We start from the raw sequence: 24,724 nt of genomic DNA, 5'->3' as shown, positions 1-24,724 counted from the left end.
CCAATTATTCCTTAGTTGTCTCAACTTCGACATTCAATTTATCTGCTGATTGATGATCATCGTCATCTTCCGTATCACGCATTTCAATTTCTGTATCGTCGCTAGACATCATTTTAACGTCCATACCTAAACTTTGCAGCTCTTTAATCAATACTTTGAATGATTCAGGAACGCCTGGTTCTGGAACATTTTCGCCTTTAACAATTGCTTCATACGTCTTAACACGTCCAACAACATCATCAGACTTCACTGTTAAGATTTCTTGAAGAGTATAAGCAGCACCGTAAGCTTCAAGTGCCCAAACCTCCATCTCACCGAAACGCTGTCCACCGAACTGAGCTTTACCTCCAAGAGGCTGCTGCGTTACAAGTGAGTATGGTCCAGTAGAACGAGCATGAAGTTTATCGTCAACCATGTGCGCAAGTTTGATCATATACATGACACCAACAGATACGCGGTTATCGAATGGTTCACCAGTACGTCCGTCATACAGGATTGTTTTCGCGTCATTTGCCATACCAGCTTCTTCAATCGTGCCCCAAACATCTTCCTCACGAGCACCATCGAATACTGGTGTTGCAATGTGAATACCAAGGTATCTTGCTGCCATACCAAGATGAAGCTCTAATACCTGACCGATATTCATACGAGATGGTACCCCTAATGGGTTTAACATGATATCGATTGGCGTACCGTCTGGTAAGTAAGGCATATCTTCTTCTGGTAAAATACGAGAGATAACACCTTTGTTACCGTGACGTCCGGCCATCTTGTCACCTTCAGAGATTTTACGTTTTTGAACGATATATGCACGTACAAGTTGATTCACACCTGGTGGCAATTCATCGCCATCTTCACGGTTGAATACTTTTACGTCTAAGATAATACCGCCACCACCGTGTGGTACACGTAGTGATGTATCGCGTACTTCACGTGCTTTTTCTCCAAAGATAGCATGTAATAGACGTTCTTCAGCTGTTAATTCTGTAACACCTTTAGGCGTTACTTTACCAACAAGTAAATCTCCATCTTTTACTTCCGCACCAACGCGAATGATACCGCGCTCGTCAAGGTTGCGTAATGCATCTTCCCCAACGTTTGGAATGTCACGTGTAATTTCTTCTGGTCCAAGCTTCGTATCACGAGCTTCTGACTCATATTCTTCAATATGAATAGAAGTGTACACATCATCTTTTACAAGGCGCTCACTCATAATGATCGCATCCTCGTAGTTATAACCGTCCCAAGTCATAAAGCCAACAAGCACGTTACGTCCAAGTGCTAGTTCACCTAATTCCATAGAAGGACCATCCGCAAGGATCTCACCTTTTACAACTTCATTTCCAACACTTACGATTGGACGTTGGTTGTAGCAAGTTCCTTGGTTAGAACGAATGAATTTTTGCATTTTGTAGCGATCTAAGTCGCCTTTTACTGTTTGACCGTCAACTTCTACATAGCGACGTACCCAAACTTCACGTGCTTCTACGCGTTCAACAACACCAGGGTGTTTACAGATTACTGCAGCACCTGAGTCTTTTGCTGATACGTACTCCATACCTGTACCTACAATCGGAGATTCCGGATTCATTAACGGAACCGCCTGACGTTGCATGTTCGCTCCCATAAGTGCGCGGTTAGAGTCATCGTTTTCTAAGAACGGAATACAAGCTGTCGCTGCCGACACTACTTGTTTTGGAGATACATCCATGTAGTCGATGCGTTCTTTATTTGTGACAATGTTTTCACCACGGAAACGAGCTACGATATCTTCGCTAAGGAATTCTCCTTCTTCAGATAATTTCATATTCGCTTGGGCTACAACATAATTATCTTCTTCATCTGCCGTTAAGTAATCAACCTGCCCTGTTACAAGACCAGATTCTGGGTCAACACGACGGTATGGTGTTTCAATGAAACCAAACTCATTTACTTTCGCGAACGATGATAATGAGTTAATCAAACCGATGTTTGGTCCCTCTGGTGTTTCAATCGGACACATACGACCATAGTGAGAGTAGTGAACGTCACGCACTTCAAAGCCTGCGCGCTCACGCGTTAAACCACCAGGTCCTAATGCAGATAGTCTTCGTTTGTGAGTTAACTCTGCTAATGGGTTTGTTTGGTCCATGAACTGAGATAACTGAGAACTTCCGAAGAACTCTTTAATAGATGCAATAACAGGACGAATATTAATTAGTGCCTGTGGTGTAATTGCATTTGTATCTTGGATCGACATTCTCTCACGAACAACACGTTCCATACGAGAAAGACCGATACGGAATTGATTTTGTAATAGTTCTCCAACAGAACGCAGACGACGGTTTCCTAAGTGGTCGATATCATCTGTATCCCCTACTTTGTATAGTAGGTTGAAGAAGTAACTGATAGAAGCAAGGATATCACCTGGTGTGATGTGTTTTACATCACGAGTAATATTTGCATTACCAATTACATTAATTACGCGTTCGCCTTCTGACTCAGGAGCATAAATCTTAATAGATTGCAGCTCAACATCGCCTTCTACCACTCCACCCATTGGTTTCGCTGTTTTGAATCCAATGTTTTTCTCTAAGTAAGGTAAAATGCGATCAAGTGTACGACGATCTAAGATTGTTCCTTCCGCCGCTAAAATTTCACCAGTTTCTGGATCCACTAATGTTTCAGCTAAACGTTGATTAAACAATCTGTTTTTAATGTGTAACTTCTTGTTGATCTTATAGCGACCTACATTTGCTAAATCGTAGCGCTTTGGATCGAAGAAACGAGACACAAGTAAGCTCTTTGCATTTTCTACTGTTGGTGGTTCACCAGGACGTAGACGCTCATAAATTTCAAGCAATGCTTTTTCTGTGCTATCTGTGTTGTCTTTTTCTAATGTGTTGCTTAAGTATTCGTTATCACCTAAAAGCTCGGTGATTTCTTGATCAGAGCCAAACCCTAATGCGCGTAACAAAACAGTTACAGGAAGTTTACGCGTACGGTCAATACGCACATATACAACATCCTTAGCATCTGTCTCATACTCTAACCAAGCTCCGCGGTTTGGAATTACAGTAGCAGTAAAACCACGTTTTCCGTTTTTATCCACTTTGCCACTATAGTATACGCTTGGAGAGCGAACTAACTGGGAAACGATAACACGTTCTGCACCGTTAATTACGAATGTTCCAGTCTCTGTCATGAGTGGGAAATCTCCCATGAACACATCTTGTTCTTTTACTTCACCAGTTTCCTTGTTGATTAGACGCACTTTTACACGAAGTGGTGCTGCATACGTCACATCACGCTCTTTGCATTCGTCTACAGAGTATTTAGGTTCACCTAAGCTGTAGTCGATAAATTCAAGCGATAGATTTCCCGTAAAGTCTTCAATCGGAGAAATGTCTTGGAACATTTCTCGCAAACCCTCATCAAGAAACCACTGATAAGAAGAGGTTTGAATTTCGATAAGATTTGGTAACTCTAATACTTCACTAATACGGGCATAACTTCTTCGTTGGCGGTGGCGTCCGTATTGAACTAGTTGACCTGTCAACTGCTTCACCCCTCAAATCATGAGTATTATAAATGCACAAAAAAATTTGTGCAAAATCACAAATAAATACAACTACTGCTATTAGCGTAGTTTTTTTCTCTTAAAGATAAATACGTTGAGTCTTTCTACCTGCTCAAAAAAGAAAAATGGCTTCTATAAGAAAACCATCATTCTGTTTCATAATCTGCTGATTTTACTATCTTTTCCAAGAGAAACAAAAATATACATCTTTCTCAACGCAGAAAATCATATATTGGCATTGTATAATGTTAACATAGCCAAAAATAACCGTCAACGTTTTTTTGATTTTATGATATAATATCCTTTTTTCTTTTCTACAACTTCGACTTCAGAAAATACTTCCTCTAGTTTCTTCAGCGCAGATGGTGCACCTTGCTTCTTTTGAATAACAATCCACAACTCTCCACCCGGAACTAAATACTCTACAGCCTTTTCTAAAATCTCATGCACGATATCTTTACCAGCACGAATTGGAGGATTAGATAGAATAGCAGCATACATACCATCTACATTTTCATAGACGCTACTTTGAAAAATGTGTACATTTCCAATTCTATTGTTAGCGGCATTTTCTTTCGCAAGCTCAAGCGCCCTTTCATTCACATCCACCATGTGAACTTTACGGTCTTGAAACTCTTTCGCCAACGATAAACCAATTGGTCCATATCCACAACCTACGTCTAATATATCACCTTTAATATCTGGCACTTGAAACGCTTCAATTAAAAGACGAGAACCAAAGTCCACTTCGTTTTTCGAGAACACCCCACGGTCAGATAAGAAAGTAAATTGAGATCCACGAAGTGTAAATTCCCATCGCTTACGATCACTTTTACTAGAAGGGTCGTTAGAAAAATAATGGTCTGCCATATGGCCACCTCTTTTCTTTACAGTTAAAAAAAAAGCTCGCATGAGAGCGAGCTTTTTTAAAGCATCAAAAGTTAATTACTTAACTTCTACAGCAGCGCCAACTTCTTCAAGTTTAGCTTTCATTTCTTCAGCTTCCTCTTTAGAAACGCCTTCTTTGATTGCTTTTGGAGTGTTGTCAACTAATTCTTTAGCTTCTTTTAAGCCAAGACCAGTGATTTCACGTACAGCTTTGATAACTTTGATTTTTTGAGCGCCAGCACTTGCAAGTACTACGTCAAATTCAGTTTTCTCAGCAGCAGCTTCACCAGCGCCACCAGCTACAGCTACAGGAGCAGCAGCAGTTACGCCGAATTCTTCCTCGATAGCTTTTACTAAGTCGTTAAGTTCTAATACAGTCATAGATTTAACTGCTTCAATGATTTGTTCTTTAGTCATTGTAAATATCCTCCCTTAAATAGGTTTGTATTGTTTTATAGATAACAAGTAATTATCTTTTAAAAAATTAAGCGCCTTGCTCTTCCTTTTGATCTGCAACTGCTTTAGTAGCAAGTGCAAGGTTACGGATTGGAGCTTGAAGAACGCTAAGAAGCATAGAAAGTAAGCCTTCACGTGACGGAAGAGTAGCGATAGCTTTAACCTCATCAAGTGTCACAAGTTTACCTTCGATTACACCAGCTTTAATTTCTAAAGCTTCATGTTTTGTAGCGAAGTCGTTTAATACTTTCGCAGGAGCAACTACATCCTCGTTACTGAACGCGATTGCGTTTGGTCCTGTTAAGAATTCGTTTAACTCAGCCATTTCAGCAGACTCTGCAGCACGACGAGTTAAAGAGTTTTTGTAAACTTTGAACTCAACGCCAGCTTCACGTAAGTTTTTACGTAATTCTGTTACTTCAGAAACTGTTAAACCACGGTAGTCAACAACGATTGTAGATTTACTTTCACGAAGTTTGTCCGCGATTTCAGTTACAACTTGTTGTTTAGTTTCGATTACTTTGCTCATGTTATTACACCTCCTGTAGATTATATAGAAGATGTACCGAAAGTGCACTAAAAACCTCCATGCCCAACTTGTAGACATGGAGGCATATAGTCACAGAAAAAAATTCCGTTTCGTATATTAACACCTAGGTAGGAAATTAAGTCTATTGACACCTACTGTCTACGGTACACTAATTAAATTCACAACATAAATGATTATATAAAAACTTCTTTATGAAGTCAACTTCCAAAATTTACGCTAATGTAGAAACGTCTACACGTACGCCAGGTCCCATTGTAGAAGCAACTGTTACGTTCTTCATGTAAGTACCTTTTGCAGCAGCAGGCTTAACTTTTTGTAAAGTGTCAGCAATTGTTCTGAAGTTTTCTACTAATTTAGCATCTTCGAAAGATACTTTACCGATTGGAACGTGGATGTTACCAGCTTTATCAACGCGGTATTCAACTTTACCAGCTTTGATTTCGTTAACAGCTTTAGTTACATCGAAAGTAACTGTTCCAGTTTTAGGGTTTGGCATTAAACCTTTAGGTCCTAATACGCGACCAAGTTTACCAACTTCACCCATCATGTCAGGAGTTGCTACTACTACATCGAAATCGAACCAACCTTGTTGGATTTTACCGATGTAATCAGCATCGCCTACGAAGTCAGCTCCAGCAGCTTCAGCTTCTTTAGCTTTTTCACCTTTAGCGAATACTAATACACGTTGTACTTTACCAGTACCGTGTGGAAGAACAACTGCACCACGGATTTGTTGGTCAGCTTTCTTAGGGTCAACACCTAAACGGAATGCAGCTTCTACAGTTGCATCAAATTTAGCTGTGTTTGTTTTCTTTACTAATTCTACTGCTTCTGTTGCAGAGTAAGCAGCTGCACGATCAACAAGCTTTGCAGCTTCTACGTACTTTTTACCTCTTTTAGCCATTTTTATTTCCTCCTCGAATGTGGTTTTAGCGGAATAACCTCCCACGTTTACGCTTATTTTCAGGTATAACCTGAGGATGCGCGCCATCCATTTATTTAAAAACGATAATCATTTACGATAATAAAGGTTGCGAATTGGAATTCCAGACCCGCAACCTTTTTTTAAAAACAAATCGAATTAGTCTTCGATAACGATGCCCATACTGCGTGCAGTACCTTCAACCATACGCATTGCAGCTTCTACGCTAGCAGCGTTTAGGTCAGGCATTTTAGTTTCAGCGATTTCGCGTACTTTATCACGCTTAACAGTTGCCACTTTATTACGGTTTGGTTCACCAGAACCAGACTCAATACCAGCTACTTTCTTAAGAAGAACAGCAGCAGGAGGAGTTTTAGTAATGAAAGTGAATGAACGGTCCTCAAATACCGTAATTTCAACAGGGATGATAAGACCAGCTTGATCAGCTGTACGAGCGTTAAACTCTTTACAGAAGCCCATGATGTTAACACCTGCTTGTCCTAATGCTGGACCAACTGGTGGAGCTGGGTTAGCTTTACCTGCAGGAATTTGAAGCTTTACCATTTTAATTACCTTTTTAGCCACGAGACACACCTCCTTAAGTCCGTGATGTGGTCAATTGGACAGTGATTTGCCCTCCCACGTCATATTTTATCTGTAAGGATAAAATCTTTCAAAAAACGTCTCCGATAACGAAGACGTACTGACTTAAAAGATATTATCACTTTTTACAATTCATTTCAAGTTTCATTTTATAATTTTTCAATTTGATGGAAGTCAAGTTCAACTGGAGTCTCGCGACCAAACATGTCCACAAGCACACTAACCTTTTTCTTCTCCACATCAATTTCTTCGATAGCACCTGTATAATCTGCGAATGGTCCCTCGTTTACACGTACTGTTTCATGAAGTTCAAAGTCGAAATCAACCACTTCGTTGTCCATTCCCATATGTTTCATAATGGTAACAACTTCCTCTTCTAATAGAGGTGATGGTTTAGATCCAGAACCAGAAGAACCAACGAACCCAGTTACACCTGGTGTGTTACGTACAACATACCAAGAGTCATCAGTCATGATTAATTCTACTAATACATAACCTGGGAATACTTTTCTTTTCATTAATTTTTCTTTACCGTTTTTCATTTCTACTTCTACTTCTTCCGGGACAACAACACGGAAAATTTTATCTTGCATACCCATTGATTCTACACGTTTCTCTAGGTTTGCTTTTACTTTATTTTCATATCCAGAATAAGTATGGACAACATACCAACTTTTTTCCATTCATTTAGGACGAGCGTCCTTCCCTCCCTGACGTACATTTTTTTGCGCAAATGAAAAAACCCGTTCACCGGGCTTTTACACAGTTCTTATAAATAACATTATATCATGGATAAGTGCTTCTTATTCAAGAATTAACCAAGAATTAACCGAATTAAAGAAGAAATGCCCATATCAACCACTGCGAAGAAAATCGCAAAGAAGACAACTGTAGCGATAACAGTCGCTGTTGAACGGAGTAATTCATCTTTTTTAGGCCAACTTACTTTTTTCATTTCGCGACCTACATCGCCGAAAAAGTTCGTTAAACGCATCTACGGGACCTCCAGTGTATTATTTCAATTATTTATTTTGTTTCCTTGTGAACTGTATGCTGATTGCATGTTTTACAAAATTTCTTTATTTCAAGTCGCTCTACTGAGCTCGTATCTTTCATCGTAGAGTAGTTTCGATTTTTACACTCTTCACATGAGAGTACAACTTTTTTCCTCATTAGTTACACCAACCTTGTAACATTATGTCCCTAAAAATGTATCATACAACAAAAGACAATGTCAATGACATGCCTTTTGTACTCTCTACAAAAAGAAAACAGGTGATTTTTACACCTGTAGCATTTGTTATGAATTTAAAGTGGTACTCTCTCTCATTTCCATATATCGTTCCAATTTCCTCTTCACTCTCTGTAAAGCGTTATCAATAGATTTCACATGTCTATTTAACTGTTCCGAAATCTCTTGATAAGAACGACCATCTAGATATAAAGATAGCACTTTTCTTTCTAAATCGCTTAATAATTCAGATATTTTAGACTCTATGTCTGTATATTCTTCCTGACTTATAATCATTTCTTCAGGGTCCGTTACCTTCGCTTCCGAAATAACATCTAATAATGTCCGATCAGATTCCTCATCATAAATCGGCTTATCTAAAGACACATATGAATTTAATGGAATATGTTTTTGCCTTGTTGCTGTTTTAATAGCGGTAATAATTTGCCGAGTGATACACAGTTCAGCAAATGCTTTGAATGAAGATAGCTTGTCCTCTTTATAATCACGAATCGCTTTAAACAATCCAATCATACCTTCTTGAACAATATCTTCTCGATCGGCACCCACTAAGAAATAAGATCTTGATTTCGCGCGAACAAAGTTCTTATATTTGTGAATCAAATATTCTAGAGCGTCAGTATTACCTTTTCGAACTAACTCAACGATTGCCTCATCCTCTAAATCACGAAATGTAACGTCGCCTACACTTACGAAGCCTGCTTCCACCTTGATCCCTCCGACCGCTATTTATTTAGCAATATTATACAGTAAAAAGATAAAGAGCGTCAATGCTTCAACGCTCTCCTCTTCTTAATTTTTCTAATTTTTCTGTAATATCTTTACTAAATATCTTTCGCATGGCGGGTTGCTTTTCTTTTGTGTCTTGTGTACGCCTTCTTACTTGTTGCTCCATCGCTTGTACTTCCAACTCTAATTCACGTGCAGATTTCCGAAGAGCACCTTGCGCAAATATAACCCATTGTTCCGTATAATCAGAAGTCGCAACATATATTTGCGTATTTATATTTCTAAGCTCAATCGCTAGTTGCTCTATCTTTTCATCTGCAGTTTGATTCTTCCTCGTGAATATGACTTCCACACGCGATTGTTTCATCTTTTTTTCAATACCTTGGACCGTATAAGCATCAAAGACTATCATTACCTTTGTACCTGTGTAACCTTGGTAATCCGCCATCTTATCAATCAGTGCATCTCTTGATGATTGCAAATCTACATCCCGTAGTTTCTTCAAATCTCCCCAAGCTCCGATAATGTTGTAACCGTCAACGATTAAAATATCGTTCATTTTTTATTTACCAATTTCGTGACGCTTACGATATACCTCATACATTAACAAACTTGCGGCTACTGAAGCATTTAAGGATGTAACTTTACCGACCATCGGTAAAGTAATTAGGAAATCACATTTTTCACCAATAATACGACTCATACCTTTTCCTTCACTTCCAATTACTAATCCAATTGGCATTTTACCATCTAAATTACGGTAATCCGTTTTCCCTTTTGCATCTGTACCAGCAATCCAAAGTCCACGTTCTTTTAATTCATCGATTGTACGAGATAAATTCGTTACACGTGCAACAGGAATATATTCAATTGCTCCAGTCGATGCTTTCGCAACTGATGCTGTAAGTCCCACAGCTCTTCTCTTCGGAATAATAATTCCATGAGCCCCTGTTGCATCCGCAGTACGCATAATAGAACCTAGGTTATGCGGGTCTTCAATTTCATCTAAAATTAAGAAGAACGGATCTTCGTTACGCTTCTCTGCTACTTTAAATAGATCTTCTAGCTCAGCATATTGATATGCAGCCACTTGAGCAATTACACCTTGATGGTTTCCCTCAACTAATTGATCTAACTTCTTTTTTGGTGCATGTTGTAAAATAACCTTATTTTCTTTCGCTAGTGCTAGTACAATTTGTACTTGTCCTTTGGCAGCACCTTCTGCGATCCAAATTTTATTAATATCTCTTCCTGATCGTAACGCTTCAATTACAGGGTTACGTCCGATAATATATTCACTACTCATGATGATGTGCCCCCTTCCTTTTCTTCTAAAACAGCAATTGCCTTATACACAATTTCGTCTAATCTTTCACGATTATTTAATAAGTGATGATAGCCAATTAATGCTTCAAAGGCTGTACTATATCGATATGTTTGTACATCAGTATTTTTCGGAACAGTACCTGAATTTGCATTACGCCCTCTTCTTAGTACCGCTTCTTCTTCCTCTGTTAAAAACGCTGTCTCTAATAAATGATAAACAACTTTCGCCTGTGCTTTTGCCGAAACAAAGCTTGTCCCTAATCGATGTAATTGATTGGGACGAACTTTCCCTTTTTGAAGTAGGTGATAGCGGATATATTGTTCATATACCGCATCACCCATATATGCTAACGCTAAGCTGTTTAATTGCTTTGCATCAATCATTCTTATCCTCTTTTCCATCTTGTACCTTGAGCGGTATCTTCTAAAATAATATTACGGTCTTTTAAATCATCGCGAATTTGATCTGATAATGCAAAATCACGATTTTTACGAGCTTCAATGCGCTTTTGAATAAGTGCCTCAATTTCTTCATCAAGCAACTCTTCTTGCGCTAATTCTAACCCTAAAATATCAAATAATGTTTCAAGTTGCTTTACGTATGCTTCAATTACAACTGTAGACGTATGTTCTTCCAGTAAATATTGATTTGCATGATTTGCTACATTATATAACTCAGTGATTGCATTAGCAGTGTTGAAGTCATCATTCATCGCTTCTTCAAATGCAGTCTGGAATTTTTCCAGTTCCGCTAACCATTTCTCATTATGGTCTGTTAAATCAGTACTACTTTCCATACGGTGTTTTAAGTTACCGTAAGCCGTTTTAATTCTTTCCAGTCCGTTATTTGTACTTTGCAATAACTCTTCACTGAAATTAATTGGGTGACGGTAATGTACCGATAGCATAAAGAATCTAATTAGCTGTGGATCATATTGCTTAATGATATCGTGAACTAAAATGAAGTTCCCCAGTGACTTAGACATCTTCTCATTATTAATATTAATATATCCATTGTGCATCCAATAACGTGCAAATGTTTTTCCTGTTAACGCCTCAGACTGCGCAATTTCATTCTCATGATGAGGAAATGCTAAGTCTTGACCACCAGCATGAATATCGATTGTATCTCCTAAGTATTTACGCGCCATGGCCGAGCATTCAATATGCCAACCTGGACGACCTTTCCCCCAAGGGCTTTCCCAGAAGATTTCTCCTTCTTTGGCAGCTTTCCATAAAGCAAAATCAAGAGGGTCTTGTTTCTTTTCTCCTACTTCAATACGCGCACCGTGACGTAAGTCTGCGATTGGTTGATGCGATAATTTACCGTACCCTTCGAATTCCTTCGTTCTAAAGTACACATCACCTTCTGATTCATATGCATATCCTTTATTCACAAGTTCTTGAATAAATTCAATAATGATATCCATATTTTCCGTTACACGCGGATGAACCGTTGCATGTTTGCAACCTAGTGCCGTTACATCTTCAAAGTACGCTTCAACGAAACGGTCAGCAATTGTCGGCACATCTTCACCTAATTCATTTGCTGCTTTAATTAATTTATCATCTACGTCAGTAAAGTTAGATACATACTGCACATCATACCCTTTATATTCTAAATAACGGCGTACCGTATCAAATACCATAGGTGGTCTTGCATTCCCAATGTGAATATAGTTATAAACTGTAGGTCCGCACACATACATCTTTACCTTATTTTCTTCTAATGGAGTAAACTCTTCCTTTTGACGCGTTAACGTATTATAAATGTGAATAGTCATTTTTATCCTTCCTTTCTACCTTTACTTCAAGTTGTTTTTTCAATTTATCAAGTTCTACTTCCATGACCTTTAACTTATCAAAAATCGGGTCTGGAAGGTCAGAATGATTTAATTCTTGACCGATCTTTACTCCATTTTGAATAACGACTCGGCCAGGTATACCTACAACTGTAGAATGTGCAGGGACTTCCTTTAATACGACAGACCCTGCTCCAATTTTAGAATTCTCTCCAACTGTAATAGAACCTAGTACTTTAGCACCTGTTGCAATTAATACATTATCCTGAATTGTAGGGTGCCTCTTCCCCTTTTCTTTACCCGTACCACCTAATGTAACACCTTGATAGATCGTTACATTATCACCAATTTCGCACGTTTCTCCAATTACAACCCCCATTCCATGGTCTATGAAAAAACGACGACCAATTGTTGCTCCTGGATGAATCTCAATACCAGTAAAGAAACGACTAACTTGTGAGATCCAACGTGCAATAAAGAAGAAATTCTTTTTATAAAAAGCATGTGCAATTCGATGGGCCCAAACTGCATGTAATCCAGAGTAAGTCAAAATGACTTCGAAATAACTTCTTGCCGCTGGATCCTGTTCAAAAACGACTTCAATATCTTCCCGAAGCCTCTTAAACATCGACGTTCCCTCCCCTTTATGGGCTGCTTTTTCGAGTGAACTAACTCCCTTAACTCCCTACTTATCCCCCTAAATCTTTATGCACGGGGATAAAACTTATACTCATACCCATTTTACGGTATAAAAAAAGACGCCTCTGTCATATTGACAGAGACGCCTTATAAGCGCGGTTCCACTCTGTTTAGGCTAAAGAAAGCCTCAAACTCATCTATGATAACGGTGTACACCGCTTCTGCTTACTTTACGCCCTAAGACGTTTCACAAAACAATTCGCTGTTCAGCAGAAGACTCGAAGGGGCATTTCAAAAATCCGCTTATAAACCACTTCCAGCCTAAAGGTGGTTCTCTCTGTAAAAAGCCTGATTTTCTACTTCTCCTTCTCGTCGCTTTTCCTTATTAGGTTTTAAGTATACTTATTATATTTCTAAACCTAGAAAATGTTAACCAATTACTTTTTGAAGACGATTTAAAACTTTTTCTTTTCCAAGAAGTGCAATAGCATTAGGAAGCTCTGGGCCATGTGTTTGACCCGTAGTTGCAACACGGATTGGCATAAATAAGTTTTTACCTTTATGACCTGTTTCCTTTTGAACTGCTTTAATAGCCGCCTTAATTGCTGCTGGTTCCATCGCTTCTAGTGCTTCTACTTGACCAGCAAATGCACGAAGTACTTCTGGTACTTGTTCACCTTTTAATACTTCTTGTCCTTCTTCTTCATAATCAACATGATCTTTGAAGAACATTTCAGAAAGCTCTACAATTTCAGCTCCAAAACTCATTTGTTCATGATATAACGCAATTACATCACGAATCCAAGCTTGTTCTTGTTCACTTACAGTTTCACCTATACGTCCAGCTTTCACTAGATGCGGTAAGCTTAATTCTACCACCGTATCTAAATCTTGCTTTTTCATATATTGGTTGTTCATCCATTTTAGTTTTTGAGAATCAAATAATGCAGGTGATTTTGATAAACGAGCTGCATCGAACATTTTGATAAACTCTTCTTGAGAGAAGATTTCTTCTTCTCCTACTGGCGACCAACCTAGTAGTGCAATAAAGTTAAAGATTGCTTCTGGAAGATATCCAAGTTCTTTATATTGCTCAATAAATTGAATAATAGATTCATCACGCTTACTTAATTTTTTACGGCTTTCATTTACAATTAAAGTCATATGACCGAATTGCGGAATATCCCAACCGAAAGCTTCATAAATCATCATTTGTTTTGGCGTGTTTGAAATATGATCATCACCACGAAGTACGTGTGTAATTTCCATTAAGTGATCATCTACTGCTACCGCAAAGTTATAAGTTGGAATTCCATCTTTTTTCACGATAACGAAATCACCGAAATCATTTGAATGGAATGCAACTTCATCTTTTACAATATCTTTAAATGTGTAATCACGGTCAGCTGGTACACGGAAACGAATACTCGGAATACGTCCCTCAGCTTCAAATTCTTTCACTTGCGCTTCAGTTAAATCACGGTGGTTACCTGCGTAACGAGGTGTTTCACCACGAGCGATTTGCCCTTCACGTTCTGCTTCTAGCTCTTCTTCTGTCATATAACATTTGTAAGCTAAACCACGCTCTAATAAATCTTCATATAATTTTTTATACATATCTAAACGCTCTGTTTGACGATATGGTCCAAATTCACCACCAACATCAACACCTTCATCCCAGTCCATACCGAGCCATTTCAAGTATTTTAATTGGCTTTCTTCTCCACCAACAACATTACGTTTTACATCAGTATCTTCAATACGAATAATAAACTTACCATCTTGATGACGAGCAAATAAATAATTAAATAATGCCGTACGCGCATTTCCGATATGTAAGTGTCCTGTTGGACTTGGCGCATAGCGCACTCTCACTTGCTTTTCCATAGTTGGTACACCTTCCAATCTTAATGTCAACACATTCTATAATTGTACACCAAAAAAATGTGATTATCCATCTTACGAATTAAAAACCGTTATTTTTTCTGTAATAAAACTACTGCTTGAGAAGCGATTCCTTCTTCTCTACCTGTAAATCCTAATTTTTCTGTTGTTGTTGCCTTTACATTGATATTATCAATAGACGTTTCTAATAGTTCACTAATACGTTTACGCATACTTTCAATATGTGGTGCCATCTTTGGCTTTTGAGCAATAATTGTACAATCTAGATTCCCTAACTCGTAACCTTGTTCACATACAAATTCCCAAACCTTTTGCAGCAATACAGCTGAATCCGCATCTTTAAAGGCAGGGTCTGTATCAGGGAAATGCTTTCCAATATCTCCTGCTGCAATGGCACCTAAACATGCGTCCGCGATCGTATGTAACAATACGTCCGCATCAGAGTGACCGATTAATCCTTTCTCATGAGGAATTGTAATTCCACCAATAATTAACGGTCTACCTTCCGCGAATTCATGTACATCAAAACCTTGTCCAATTCGAAACATTTTTTACATCCTCCTCGAGCTAAACTACTGAGCTTTATGATTCTATATTATATCGCTTATCCTTATAAAGAAAAGCCCGGCCGTTGCCGAGCTTTTCTTCGCTATAATCATTGCTATTATTTCTTTTGAACATGAAGAAAGCTTTCAGCAATTAGTAAATCCTCTGGAGTCGTCACTTTAATATTATAGTAACTCCCCTCTACTACACCTACTTGCTTCCCGATACGTTCTACGAGACTTGCATCATCTGTACCAAGGAAACAACTCTGTTTCGCACTTCTATGAGCTTCTAACAAAAGAGAAACAGAAAACCCTTGCGGTGTTTGTACAGCTTTAAGCTGAGATCTTTCTACCGTTTCGACAACAACACCCTGCTCTACTTTCTTAACGGTATCTTTCACTGGCACCGCACAAATGGAAGCCCCATATTTTTCTGCTGCAGTTAATACATCTTGAATCACTTTATTCGTTACAAATGGGCGCGCACCGTCATGCACAAGAACATACTCAACATCACTCGTATGCTGAATCGCATTATATACACTATCTTGTCTTTCAGCTCCACCCTGAATAAATTGTACTGGCTTTTCAATCGGATATTTCTGCATTAGCTCTTCAAAATATGGGCGCTCTTCTTCGTTAATTGCCATGATAATATTTTTACATGCTTTATCCTTTTCAAAAGCACGTAACGTATGCACAATAATCGGTACTTCATTAATAAGTAAGAACAACTTATTTTTGCCAGCACCCATTCGCTTTCCTTGACCAGCTGCTGGAATAATTAATGTATACATATTAATAATCCTCTACTTATAATGCTTTTTCTAATAATTTACGTTTGGCGAAAATCATACGACCAGCTGATGTTTGTAACACACTCGTAACAAGTACATCGAGTTGCGAACCTACGTATTCTCTACCATCTTCTACTACAATCATCGTGCCATCATCTAAATATGCAACACCTTGATTTTGTTCTTTTCCATCTTTTACAACATAAACGCTTAGTTCTTCACCTGGGAGTACAACAGGTTTAATCGCATTAGCTAAATCGTTAATGTTTAACACCGTTACCCCTTGTAATTCAGAAACTTTGTTTAAGTTGAAATCGTTCGTTACTACCGTTCCACCAGTGATTTTCGCCAACTTTACAAGTTTGCTATCCACTTCTTGAATATCATCGAAATCGCCTTCATAAATTTCTACCGGAATCGGCATCTCTTTTTGAATACGATTTAAAATATCTAATCCTCTGCGTCCACGATTACGCTTTAAAGCATCAGAAGAATCGGCAATATGCTGAAGTTCTTCTAACACGAATTGTGGAATCACAATTGTTCCTTCTAAAAACTTTGTTTGGCAAATATCAGCAATACGTCCATCGATAATTACACTCGTATCGAGAATTTTCCAATGAGTTGTAGATTCTTCTACCTCAGTTTCAGTTTCTTCATTCTCACTATTATTATTTTTCTTCTTCCCACGTTGTGGTAATGTAAATAATCCTAGCAATTCATTCCTCTTTTTAAACCCTACTTGGAATCCTAAATATCCAAGTAAAAGAGTAAAGAACACTTGCAACACTGTACTGATAACTGGAATTGTAAATTCACGAATTGGTATTAAAATTAAATATGCAACAATAAGACCAGAGATTAACCCTAATGTACCAAATAAAACATCTGCTACAGGCGCCTTTACAAGAGCCTCTTCAATATGCTTAATAAGTTGAACGATATAATCTACAAGCCAAAATGTTGTTAAAAATAAAATAATTGCACCAATAATTGCACGAACATACGATCCTTCTAATAAAGGAACAGCACCGATGTCCAATACATTAATAACTTTTGGGATTAAGTAAATCCCTAACGCTCCTCCAATTACTAGAAAGAAGAGCTGTACAATCCGTTTTAACATCCAACCACCTCCTACTCATTATTAACCATTGTTTCGCTAATCAAAACGCCGAATGCAAAAGCGGACGTGTTTTTTTATAAATAGTTTTATTTACCAATATACCATATCATATACCAAAAATGTTCTAGTGTCGTTATATTATGGAATCAATGTAATATTCTTAATTGTGTCTACTCATATAGAGATGCTCTTGGATTCTTTTTAGGCCTTCTCGTATTTTCTTCGCCCTGACTTCTCCAATTCCTTCCACATCATCCAATTCATTAATAGTTGCTCGACAAACACCTTGCAAGGTCTTAAATCGATTAATTAAATTTTCAATGATAAGTGGCGGAACGCGCGAAATTTTGCTTGTGATTCGGTATCCTCTCGGCGTCACACTTTCTTCTAAACTCATTTGTCCTGGGTAGCCAAGTAATTTAACTAAATCACTATCCTCTAGAAGTTGTGTATTCGCAAGATCTTGTAACTTTTTCAAAATTTGATGATGGTCTTGTGTTTTTTCTTGATAATAATCTTTAATTAATAACGCTGCCTCTGCCTCTAAATCAGCTAGTAGTTCTGTAAGTTGTAAACGAATTAACCTACCTTCTGTTCCTAGCTCATGAATATAGCTCAATATTTCATTTTTAATACGAAGTACCATTTCAACACTATGTAACACATGAACCACCTCGGACATTGTAACGACCTCTTCAAATTCTAGAATGCCCAAATTCGTAATACCATCATTCCATACAGCCTTATATTTTTCTAACGTTTGAATAGCTTGGTTTGCCTTTGTTAAAATAACACCTATATCCTTTAGTGTATAACGTAAATTCCCTTGATATAGTGTAATTACGTTACGTCTTTGTGAAATAGCCACAACGAGACTACCTGTTTGCTTTGCTACACGCTCTGCCGTCCGGTGGCGCATACCTGTTTCAATAGAATCAATAGATGCCTCTGGAACTAACTGTGCATTTGCAATTAAAATTTTACTTCCAGTTTCATTTAAAATAAGTGCCCCATCCATTTTTGCTAATTCGTATAAACTCGCAGGAGAGAATGCACAATTAATGTGAAATCCTCCATCAACAATACTTTTAATTTGTTCATTATATCCAAGAACAATTAGTCCCCCTGTTTGTGCGCGAAGTACATTATCTATCCCTTCGCGCAGTGGTGTCCCCGGGGCTACAAGTTGTAAAATATTAATCATACTTTTGACACGTTGCTTGTTTTCTTCCATAGCCTAGCCTCCTAATGTCAAACGAAGCGCTTCTCCTAAATTGGATACACCTACTACCTCAATCCCATCCGGAATTGTCCATCCTCCCAAATTTTTTCTAGGAATAATAGCGCGTTGAAATCCTAATTTAGCTGCTTCTTGTACACGTTGTTCAATTCTTGATACTCTTCTTATTTCTCCAGTTAATCCTACTTCTCCTATTACTGCATCGGTTGGTGCCGTAGATTTATCTCTAAAACTTGAAGCTATACTTAAAGCAACAGCCAAATCAATTGCTGGTTCATCTAATTTCAAACCACCTGCTACTTTTAAATATGCATCTTGATTTTGTAATAATAAACCTGTTCTTTTTTCTAGCACTGCCATAATAAGCGATACACGGTTATGGTCAATTCCCGTTGCCATTCTTCGAGGGTTTCCAAAACTAGTAGGGGAGATTAATGCTTGTATTTCTACTAAAACTGGTCTTGTTCCTTCCATTGAGGCAACTACTGTTGATCCTGCGACCCCAACTGGTCTTTCCTCAAGAAAAATTTCAGAAGGGTTTAAGACTTCCGCAAGTCCAAGCTCTTTCATTTCAAAAATACCCATTTCATTCGTGGAACCAAAACGATTTTTAACAGCTCGTAGAATACGATATGTATGGTGTCGATCTCCTTCAAAGTAGAGAACTGCATCGACCATATGTTCTAACATACGAGGTCCTGCAATTGCCCCTTCTTTTGTCACGTGTCCGACGATAAAAATAGGGATTCCTTTTGTTTTGGCAAGTTTCATTAATTCTGCTGTACATTCACGTACTTGCGCTACACTTCCAGGTGCTGACGTCACCTCAGGTAAATGTATCGTTTGAATAGAGTCAATAACAACAAAAGCTGGATTCATCTCTTCAATATGTGCTGCAATTCGCTGTAAGTCAGTCTCTGCTACAACAAATAGATTACTACCCTTTACATCCAAACGATCTGCACGAAGTTTAATCTGCTTTGCTGACTCCTCACCTGATATGTACAGTACATCATATGAAGCGTCTGCTAATTGTGATGAAATCTGTAATAACAACGTTGATTTCCCAATCCCAGGATCCCCACCAATAAGTACTAAGGATCCATCTACAATCCCGCCACCAAGGACACGGTTAAACTCCTGAAATTTTGTTTCAATACGCGCCTCAGACTTTGTTTCTACTTCTGTAAGACGTCTTGGTTTTGTTACTTCTGATTGAATTGCATTTGCATAATTAAGGCGCCTTGATGATACAACCGGCTCCATCTCTTCAACAAGCGTATTCCATTGACCACATCCTGGACATTTACCCATATATTTTGGTGACTGATAACCACATTCTTGACATGTGAATTTTGTTTTCTTTTTAGCCATATCGTTTTATATTTCACTTCACTTTCATCTATCAACATTTATCCTTCTCGTACAAGAAAGAGGGCTATCTCATAGCCCTCTTAGTTTGTCTATACTTATTTTACCTTTTCAGCACTATGAATGACAAATGATTCCCCTTCTACATCAAAGATAACTTTTTGTCCTTTCTCAATAGCACCTTTTAAAAGTTCTTCCGATAGTCTATCTTCTACATGCTTTTGAATTGCCCTACGAAGCGGACGAGCACCGTACTCACGATCAAACCCTTTATCAGCAATCGCTGAAATCGCTCCTTCTGTTAAGTGCAATTCAATCTCTTGCTCTTTTAAGCGATTCACTAACTGATTCACCATAAGTGTTACAATCTCTTGAATATGTTTTTTCTCAAGCATATGGAACACGATAATTTCATCAATACGGTTTAAGAATTCTGGACGAAATGCCTTTTTCAATTCATCCATTACTTTACCTTTCATATCTGAATAATCGCGGCTCTCATCTTGTACGTTAAATCCAAGATGTTTATTACGTTTTAACGCGTCTGCACCAACGTTAGATGTCATAATAACAATTGTATTACGGAAATCAACTGTACGCCCTTTAGAATCCGTTAAGCGACCATCTTCTAATACTTGTAGTAAAATGTTAAACACATCAGGATGAGCTTTCTCTACTTCATCTAATAGGACAACTGAATATGGCTTACGGCGAACCTTCTCAGTTAATTGACCGCCTTCTTCATATCCAACATATCCTGGAGGAGATCCAACTAAACGAGAGGTAGAATGCTTCTCCATGTACTCAGACATATCGATGCGAATCATTGCATCCTCATCACCGAACATAGATTCTGCTAATGCTCTTGCTAGCTCCGTTTTACCTACACCTGTTGGTCCTAAGAAAATAAAGGAACCAATCGGACGTTTCGGATCTTTCAATCCTGCTCTAGCACGACGAACAGCTTTCGCTACAGCTACTACCGCTTCATCTTGACCAATAACACGATCGTGAAGAATGGATTCTAAGTTTAATAATTTATCAGTCTCTGTTTGTGCAAGTTTAGAAACCGGGATACGAGTCCACGTAGAAACGACATTTGCAATATCTTCTACTGTCACTTCCGAGTTTTCTTTTCCTTGTTGCTCTTTCCATTGACGCTTCGTATCTTCTAACTTCTCACGTAAGCGTTGTTCCATATCACGTAAGGAAGCAGCTTTTTCAAATTCTTGACTTTGTACAGCTGCATCTTTTTCTTTTCTAATTTCCTCAAGCTTCACTTCAAGCTCTTTTAGATTTGGTGGTGTTGTATAAGAGCGTAAGCGAACCTTTGAAGCAGCTTCATCAATTAAATCAATTGCTTTATCTGGTAAGAAACGATCTGTAATATAACGGTCTGAAAGCTTTACAGCTGCATCAATTGCATCATCTGTAATAGATACACGGTGATGTGCCTCGTAACGATCACGTAAACCTTTCAAGATTTGAGTTGATTCGTCTAAACTTGGCTCATCAACGTGAATTGGTTGGAAACGTCTCTCTAAAGCCGCGTCTTTTTCAATATATTTGCGATATTCATCTAACGTTGTCGCCCCAATACATTGTAACTCCCCGCGAGCTAAAGATGGTTTTAAAATATTCGATGCATCAATAGCACCTTCTGCTCCACCTGCACCAATTAATGTATGAAGTTCATCAATAAATAGAATAATATTTCCTGCTTGACGGATTTCATCCATAACTTTCTTCAAACGATCTTCAAATTCACCACGATACTTCGTTCCAGCTACCACTGTACCCATATCTAGTGTCATAACACGCTTATCTCTTAAAGTTTCAGGAACTTCATTATTTACAATTTGTTGTGCTAATCCTTCTGCAATTGCCGTTTTACCTACACCAGGCTCTCCAATTAATACAGGATTGTTTTTTGTTCTACGGCTTAAAACTTCAATTACACGTTGAATTTCTTTACCACGCCCAATAACAGGGTCTAAACGATTTTCACGTGCAACAACTGTTAAATCACGTGCTAAACTATCAAGTGTTGGTGTATTTGCATTTGTTGAAGAACCACCTTGGTGACCTGAACTTGCTTCATTACTTCCAAGAAGTTGCAATACTTGTTGTCTTGCCTTATTTAAGCTAACACCTAAGTTATTTAAAACACGTGCTGCTACACCTTCACCTTCACGGATTAAACCAAGTAAGATATGTTCTGTTCCAACGTAAGAATGACCTAATTTACGAGCTTCATCCATAGACAACTCAATAACCTTTTTCGCACGCGGTGTATAATGTACCGTTTGAGAAGCTTCTGTTCCGCGTCCAATTAACGCTTCTACCTCTTTTTGAACTTTCTCTGGACTTAACCCAAGAGCAATTAACGCTTTTGCTGCAATTCCTTCACCTTCGCGTACAAGCCCAAGTAAAATATGTTCTGTTCCAATATTATTATGCCCAATACGAATTGCTTCCTCTTGAGATAAAGCTAATACTTTCTGTGCTCTTTCTGTAAATCTTCCAAACATCATAGAAATCGCCTCCTACTTGCGCTTAGTTTTTTTCAATACGTAATCGCTCACGGATTAAGGTTGCTCTTCGATAATCTCTTTCTTCTGGTCCTAAAGGTCCTCCTGCATATTGTTGTAAAATGCCTGGTTGTGTAAGAACCATTAGCTCAGTCAAAATATTTCTCGATACACCTTTTATATATCCTAAATCAATACCCAGTCGTACATCTGATAAGCAGGTGGCCGCTTCCGCAGATTGAATTAACCGACTGTTTGCTAGTATGCCATAAGAGCGATAAACTTTATCTTCAAGCTCAATACTTGAATTTTGTACAATTAATTCTCTAGCCATTTTTTCTTGTTGTATGATTTGTTGAATGACACTCTTTAAATCTGCAATAATATCTTCTTCAGATTTTCCTAGCGTCATTTGATTTGACACCTGAAATATATTACCTAACGCTTCGCTACCTTCACCGTATATTCCTCTTACTACTAACCCTAATTTTTGAATTACTTGTATAATACGGCTAATTCTTTTCGTTAAAACGAGTCCCGGTAAGTGAATCATTACGGAAGCCCTTAATCCTGTACCGACGTTAGTAGGACAACTCGTAATATATCCAAGTGATTCATCAAAAGCATATTCAACCTCTTCCTCTATCCAATTATCTATTTGATTGGCACTTTGAAGAGCCTCTGATAACTGCAACCCTGAAAATAAGCACTGAATCCGAATATGGTCTTCTTCATTAAGCATGACACTAATATGTTCATTTTCTGACAATAGGCATGCTCCATATTCTGTACCTGCAAGGTTGGGGCTAATTAAATGCTTTTCAACTAATACTCTCCTTTGAAGAGGCGTTAATTCATTCATTTTTAATAGTTCAAACTCTCCAAAAGGTTCTACCGTTTTATTTATAAATTCCTTTTTAAATAATTCATGAATCTGTTTAGCTTCTTCTTCATTTTGCATAGTAGAGAATTGATATTTTTTAAAATTACGAGCCAAACGAATTCGACTACTTAAAACAATATCAGAATCAGGGCCATCCCCCTTCATCCATGGACTAATCGCTTCATTCATAATTTTGTCCAGTGACATAGAACTATTCCCCCTCTCTATGCTCACTAAGCTGATTTTCAAGACCTCGAATTTTATCCCTTACCTCAGCAGCTTTCTCAAACTCCTCTTTCTGTACGTATTGTTTCAGAATGAGTTTTAGTTCATCTAATTCTTTCTTTAAGTGAATATTTCCTTCTATACGTTCCGGAATTTTTCCACAATGATCTGTATGCCCGCCGTGAAGACGTTTTAATAATGGCTTTAAATGTTCCTTAAATGTATCGTAACAAGAGGCACATCCAAAGCGTCCCACCTTTGTAAATTGCTCGTATGTCATCTTACAATCTGGACACCTTAATATACTTTTATTTGAAAATCCATTTTTGCCTTCTTCAAACATTGTTGATTCACCGTGTAATAACCCAGCAAATAAATCATGGAATGAAAAGCTAGACTGCGATGATTGAAAGAAAGACGTATAGCCACTTTGTTCTGCACATTGCTCACAAAGATGAACTTCCGTCTTCTTTTCGTTGATTACTTTTGTATAATGTAAAGTTGCTGGTCTTATATTACAGTTTTGACAAGTCATCACTATCCCCACCTTTACAACAGGAACGATCTATCTCATAGTACTTTTCATACATTACTAGATTGTTCACTTTCCTTTATTCGTTTAAATAAAAGTGCGTGTTCTTTTTTCAAAACTTCTACAATATTTAACTGCCTTATCTTTTAGTTATCATTCTTTTACAAAAGCTGTATTTATTTATATTTCAGTGTTCTTAACATTGCGCATAATATTCGAGCCCTAAGTTCATCTCGAGAAGGAACATCCATTGATAATACAGAGCGATCTAGTACACTTAACATAAGTTTAGCTTCACGATTTGTTATGATTCCCTCTTCTATTAAACGTATAATCATACTCTCTGCATTTCCTTGCGCAACGCTATGATCAATCATATGAAGCATTTGATCAATAATGTCTATATCGTCATGCAGTTTGACTTTTATAATGCGAATGTAACCTCCTCCACCACGTTTACTTTCTACTACAAATCCTCTTTCTAACGTAAAACGGGTATTGATTACATAATTGATTTGAGATGGTACGCACTCGAATTGATCCGCAATCTCATTTCTTTTGATTTCAATCACATTATTATTACTTAAGTCAATAACTTGCTTTAGATATTGCTCAATGATATCAGATATATTTCTCATTTATCCGCCACCTTTATTGACTTTGACTATCTTTGACTTTAATTATATACGTATTAATAAAATTTGCAACTCTTTTGCTTATTCACTATCCTAGCCACATTCCCCTGTATTTAATCAAAATAATAATAATTTAAACACATTTTTTACTTACTATGGATTATAAAAGAAAACACGAAAAAACACGAGTCATTTGACTCGTGTT

General features: G+C 37.8%; 25 protein-coding genes and 2 other annotated features. All 25 genes read right to left on the bottom strand.

Features of this window, described 5'->3' with window-relative positions; translation table 11 throughout:
• Nucleotides 1-4 precede the first annotated feature (4 nt).
• The 25 genes from rpoB to ctsR all read right to left on the bottom strand — a co-directional run bounded on the left by rpoB (nt 5) and on the right by ctsR (nt 24,522).
• A complete protein-coding gene (gene rpoB / locus ACXY7N_RS28785) occupies nt 5-3,538 on the bottom strand; it encodes a DNA-directed RNA polymerase subunit beta (protein ID WP_016089673.1) in 3,534 nt (1,177 codons plus the stop codon).
• A gap of 291 nt (nt 3,539-3,829) precedes the next feature.
• Nucleotides 3,830-4,429, bottom strand: a complete 600-nt coding sequence (locus ACXY7N_RS28780) for a class I SAM-dependent methyltransferase (protein ID WP_000763283.1) — start codon at nt 4,427-4,429, stop codon at nt 3,830-3,832.
• A 75-nt stretch (nt 4,430-4,504) separates the two neighbouring features.
• Nucleotides 4,505-4,864: a 50S ribosomal protein L7/L12 gene (rplL, locus tag ACXY7N_RS28775; RefSeq protein ID WP_000159737.1), complete on the bottom strand. Its 360-nt coding sequence runs from the start codon at nt 4,862-4,864 to the stop codon at nt 4,505-4,507.
• A gap of 67 nt (nt 4,865-4,931) precedes the next feature.
• Nucleotides 4,932-5,432 carry a 50S ribosomal protein L10 gene (gene rplJ, locus ACXY7N_RS28770; RefSeq protein WP_000048719.1) on the bottom strand — a complete coding sequence of 167 codons (501 nt, stop codon included), beginning with the start codon at nt 5,430-5,432 and terminating at the stop codon, nt 4,932-4,934.
• Nucleotides 5,433-5,471: 39 nt separating this feature from the next.
• Nucleotides 5,472-5,615: a sequence feature (ribosomal protein L10 leader region), on the bottom strand.
• A 49-nt stretch (nt 5,616-5,664) separates the two neighbouring features.
• Nucleotides 5,665-6,357 carry a 50S ribosomal protein L1 gene (rplA, locus tag ACXY7N_RS28765; RefSeq protein ID WP_002020168.1) on the bottom strand — a complete coding sequence of 231 codons (693 nt, stop codon included), beginning with the start codon at nt 6,355-6,357 and terminating at the stop codon, nt 5,665-5,667.
• A 177-nt stretch (nt 6,358-6,534) separates the two neighbouring features.
• Nucleotides 6,535-6,960, bottom strand: coding sequence for a 50S ribosomal protein L11 (rplK, locus tag ACXY7N_RS28760; protein WP_001085872.1), 426 nt, complete (start codon nt 6,958-6,960; stop codon nt 6,535-6,537).
• A gap of 167 nt (nt 6,961-7,127) precedes the next feature.
• Entirely contained in the window at nt 7,128-7,661 is a 534-nt protein-coding gene (nusG, locus tag ACXY7N_RS28755; protein WP_000415794.1) for a transcription termination/antitermination protein NusG, read from the bottom strand.
• A 131-nt stretch (nt 7,662-7,792) separates the two neighbouring features.
• Nucleotides 7,793-7,972, bottom strand: coding sequence for a preprotein translocase subunit SecE (secE, locus tag ACXY7N_RS28750; RefSeq protein WP_001241321.1), 180 nt, complete (start codon nt 7,970-7,972; stop codon nt 7,793-7,795).
• Nucleotides 7,973-8,004: 32 nt separating this feature from the next.
• The gene (gene rpmG, locus ACXY7N_RS28745; protein WP_002070160.1) at nt 8,005-8,151 is read right to left on the bottom strand and encodes a 50S ribosomal protein L33; all 147 of its coding nucleotides are present in this window, start codon (nt 8,149-8,151) and stop codon (nt 8,005-8,007) included.
• A gap of 127 nt (nt 8,152-8,278) precedes the next feature.
• Nucleotides 8,279-8,938 carry an RNA polymerase factor sigma-70 gene (locus ACXY7N_RS28740; protein WP_000387198.1) on the bottom strand — a complete coding sequence of 220 codons (660 nt, stop codon included), beginning with the start codon at nt 8,936-8,938 and terminating at the stop codon, nt 8,279-8,281.
• Between the two features lie 67 nt (nt 8,939-9,005).
• On the bottom strand, nt 9,006-9,518 hold the full coding sequence (locus tag ACXY7N_RS28735) for an NYN domain-containing protein (protein WP_000997888.1): 513 nt from the start codon (nt 9,516-9,518) through the stop codon (nt 9,006-9,008).
• 3 nt (nt 9,519-9,521) lie between these two features.
• A complete protein-coding gene (gene rlmB, locus ACXY7N_RS28730; RefSeq protein WP_000093762.1) occupies nt 9,522-10,265 on the bottom strand; it encodes a 23S rRNA (guanosine(2251)-2'-O)-methyltransferase RlmB in 744 nt (247 codons plus the stop codon).
• Entirely contained in the window at nt 10,262-10,669 is a 408-nt protein-coding gene (locus ACXY7N_RS28725; protein WP_000564263.1) for a Mini-ribonuclease 3, read from the bottom strand. Before ACXY7N_RS28725 ends, rlmB begins: the two co-directional genes overlap by 4 nt.
• Before the next feature lie 2 nt (nt 10,670-10,671).
• Nucleotides 10,672-12,069, bottom strand: coding sequence for a cysteine--tRNA ligase (gene cysS / locus ACXY7N_RS28720; protein ID WP_016089674.1), 1,398 nt, complete (start codon nt 12,067-12,069; stop codon nt 10,672-10,674).
• Entirely contained in the window at nt 12,050-12,715 is a 666-nt protein-coding gene (gene cysE / locus ACXY7N_RS28715; protein WP_000476500.1) for a serine O-acetyltransferase, read from the bottom strand. The genes cysS and cysE overlap by 20 nt, the downstream gene beginning before the upstream one ends.
• A 146-nt stretch (nt 12,716-12,861) precedes the next feature.
• Nucleotides 12,862-13,108 (bottom strand) — a binding site (T-box leader).
• 47 nt (nt 13,109-13,155) lie between these two features.
• Entirely contained in the window at nt 13,156-14,613 is a 1,458-nt protein-coding gene (gene gltX, locus ACXY7N_RS28710; protein ID WP_488592830.1) for a glutamate--tRNA ligase, read from the bottom strand.
• 89 nt (nt 14,614-14,702) lie between these two features.
• A complete protein-coding gene (ispF, locus tag ACXY7N_RS28705) occupies nt 14,703-15,179 on the bottom strand; it encodes a 2-C-methyl-D-erythritol 2,4-cyclodiphosphate synthase (RefSeq protein WP_002159614.1) in 477 nt (158 codons plus the stop codon).
• 116 nt (nt 15,180-15,295) lie between these two features.
• Nucleotides 15,296-15,976: a 2-C-methyl-D-erythritol 4-phosphate cytidylyltransferase gene (ispD, locus tag ACXY7N_RS28700; RefSeq protein ID WP_016089676.1), complete on the bottom strand. Its 681-nt coding sequence runs from the start codon at nt 15,974-15,976 to the stop codon at nt 15,296-15,298.
• Nucleotides 15,977-15,992: 16 nt separating this feature from the next.
• Nucleotides 15,993-17,102, bottom strand: a complete 1,110-nt coding sequence (locus tag ACXY7N_RS28695) for a PIN/TRAM domain-containing protein (protein ID WP_016089677.1) — start codon at nt 17,100-17,102, stop codon at nt 15,993-15,995.
• A gap of 160 nt (nt 17,103-17,262) precedes the next feature.
• Nucleotides 17,263-18,336, bottom strand: coding sequence for a DNA integrity scanning diadenylate cyclase DisA (disA, locus tag ACXY7N_RS28690; RefSeq protein ID WP_000392165.1), 1,074 nt, complete (start codon nt 18,334-18,336; stop codon nt 17,263-17,265).
• Between the two features lie 3 nt (nt 18,337-18,339).
• On the bottom strand, nt 18,340-19,716 hold the full coding sequence (gene radA / locus ACXY7N_RS28685; protein WP_001085203.1) for a DNA repair protein RadA: 1,377 nt from the start codon (nt 19,714-19,716) through the stop codon (nt 18,340-18,342).
• Between the two features lie 95 nt (nt 19,717-19,811).
• Nucleotides 19,812-22,247 (bottom strand): ATP-dependent protease ATP-binding subunit ClpC, encoded by a 2,436-nt coding sequence (gene clpC / locus ACXY7N_RS28680; protein ID WP_016089678.1) that lies wholly within the window; start codon nt 22,245-22,247, stop codon nt 19,812-19,814.
• A gap of 22 nt (nt 22,248-22,269) precedes the next feature.
• Nucleotides 22,270-23,334 (bottom strand): protein-arginine kinase McsB, encoded by a 1,065-nt coding sequence (gene mcsB / locus ACXY7N_RS28675; RefSeq protein WP_016089679.1) that lies wholly within the window; start codon nt 23,332-23,334, stop codon nt 22,270-22,272.
• A gap of 4 nt (nt 23,335-23,338) precedes the next feature.
• Nucleotides 23,339-23,887 (bottom strand): protein-arginine kinase activator protein McsA, encoded by a 549-nt coding sequence (gene mcsA / locus ACXY7N_RS28670; RefSeq protein WP_016089680.1) that lies wholly within the window; start codon nt 23,885-23,887, stop codon nt 23,339-23,341.
• 173 nt (nt 23,888-24,060) lie between these two features.
• A complete protein-coding gene (ctsR, locus tag ACXY7N_RS28665; RefSeq protein ID WP_016089681.1) occupies nt 24,061-24,522 on the bottom strand; it encodes a transcriptional regulator CtsR in 462 nt (153 codons plus the stop codon).
• Between the last annotated feature and the right edge of the window lie 202 nt (nt 24,523-24,724).

The sequence above is a fragment of the Bacillus sp. 5w2 genome, from assembly GCF_054353775.1.
The sequence above is the reverse complement of the archived record's forward strand: the minus strand, read 5'-3'. Positions and strand labels throughout refer to the sequence as shown.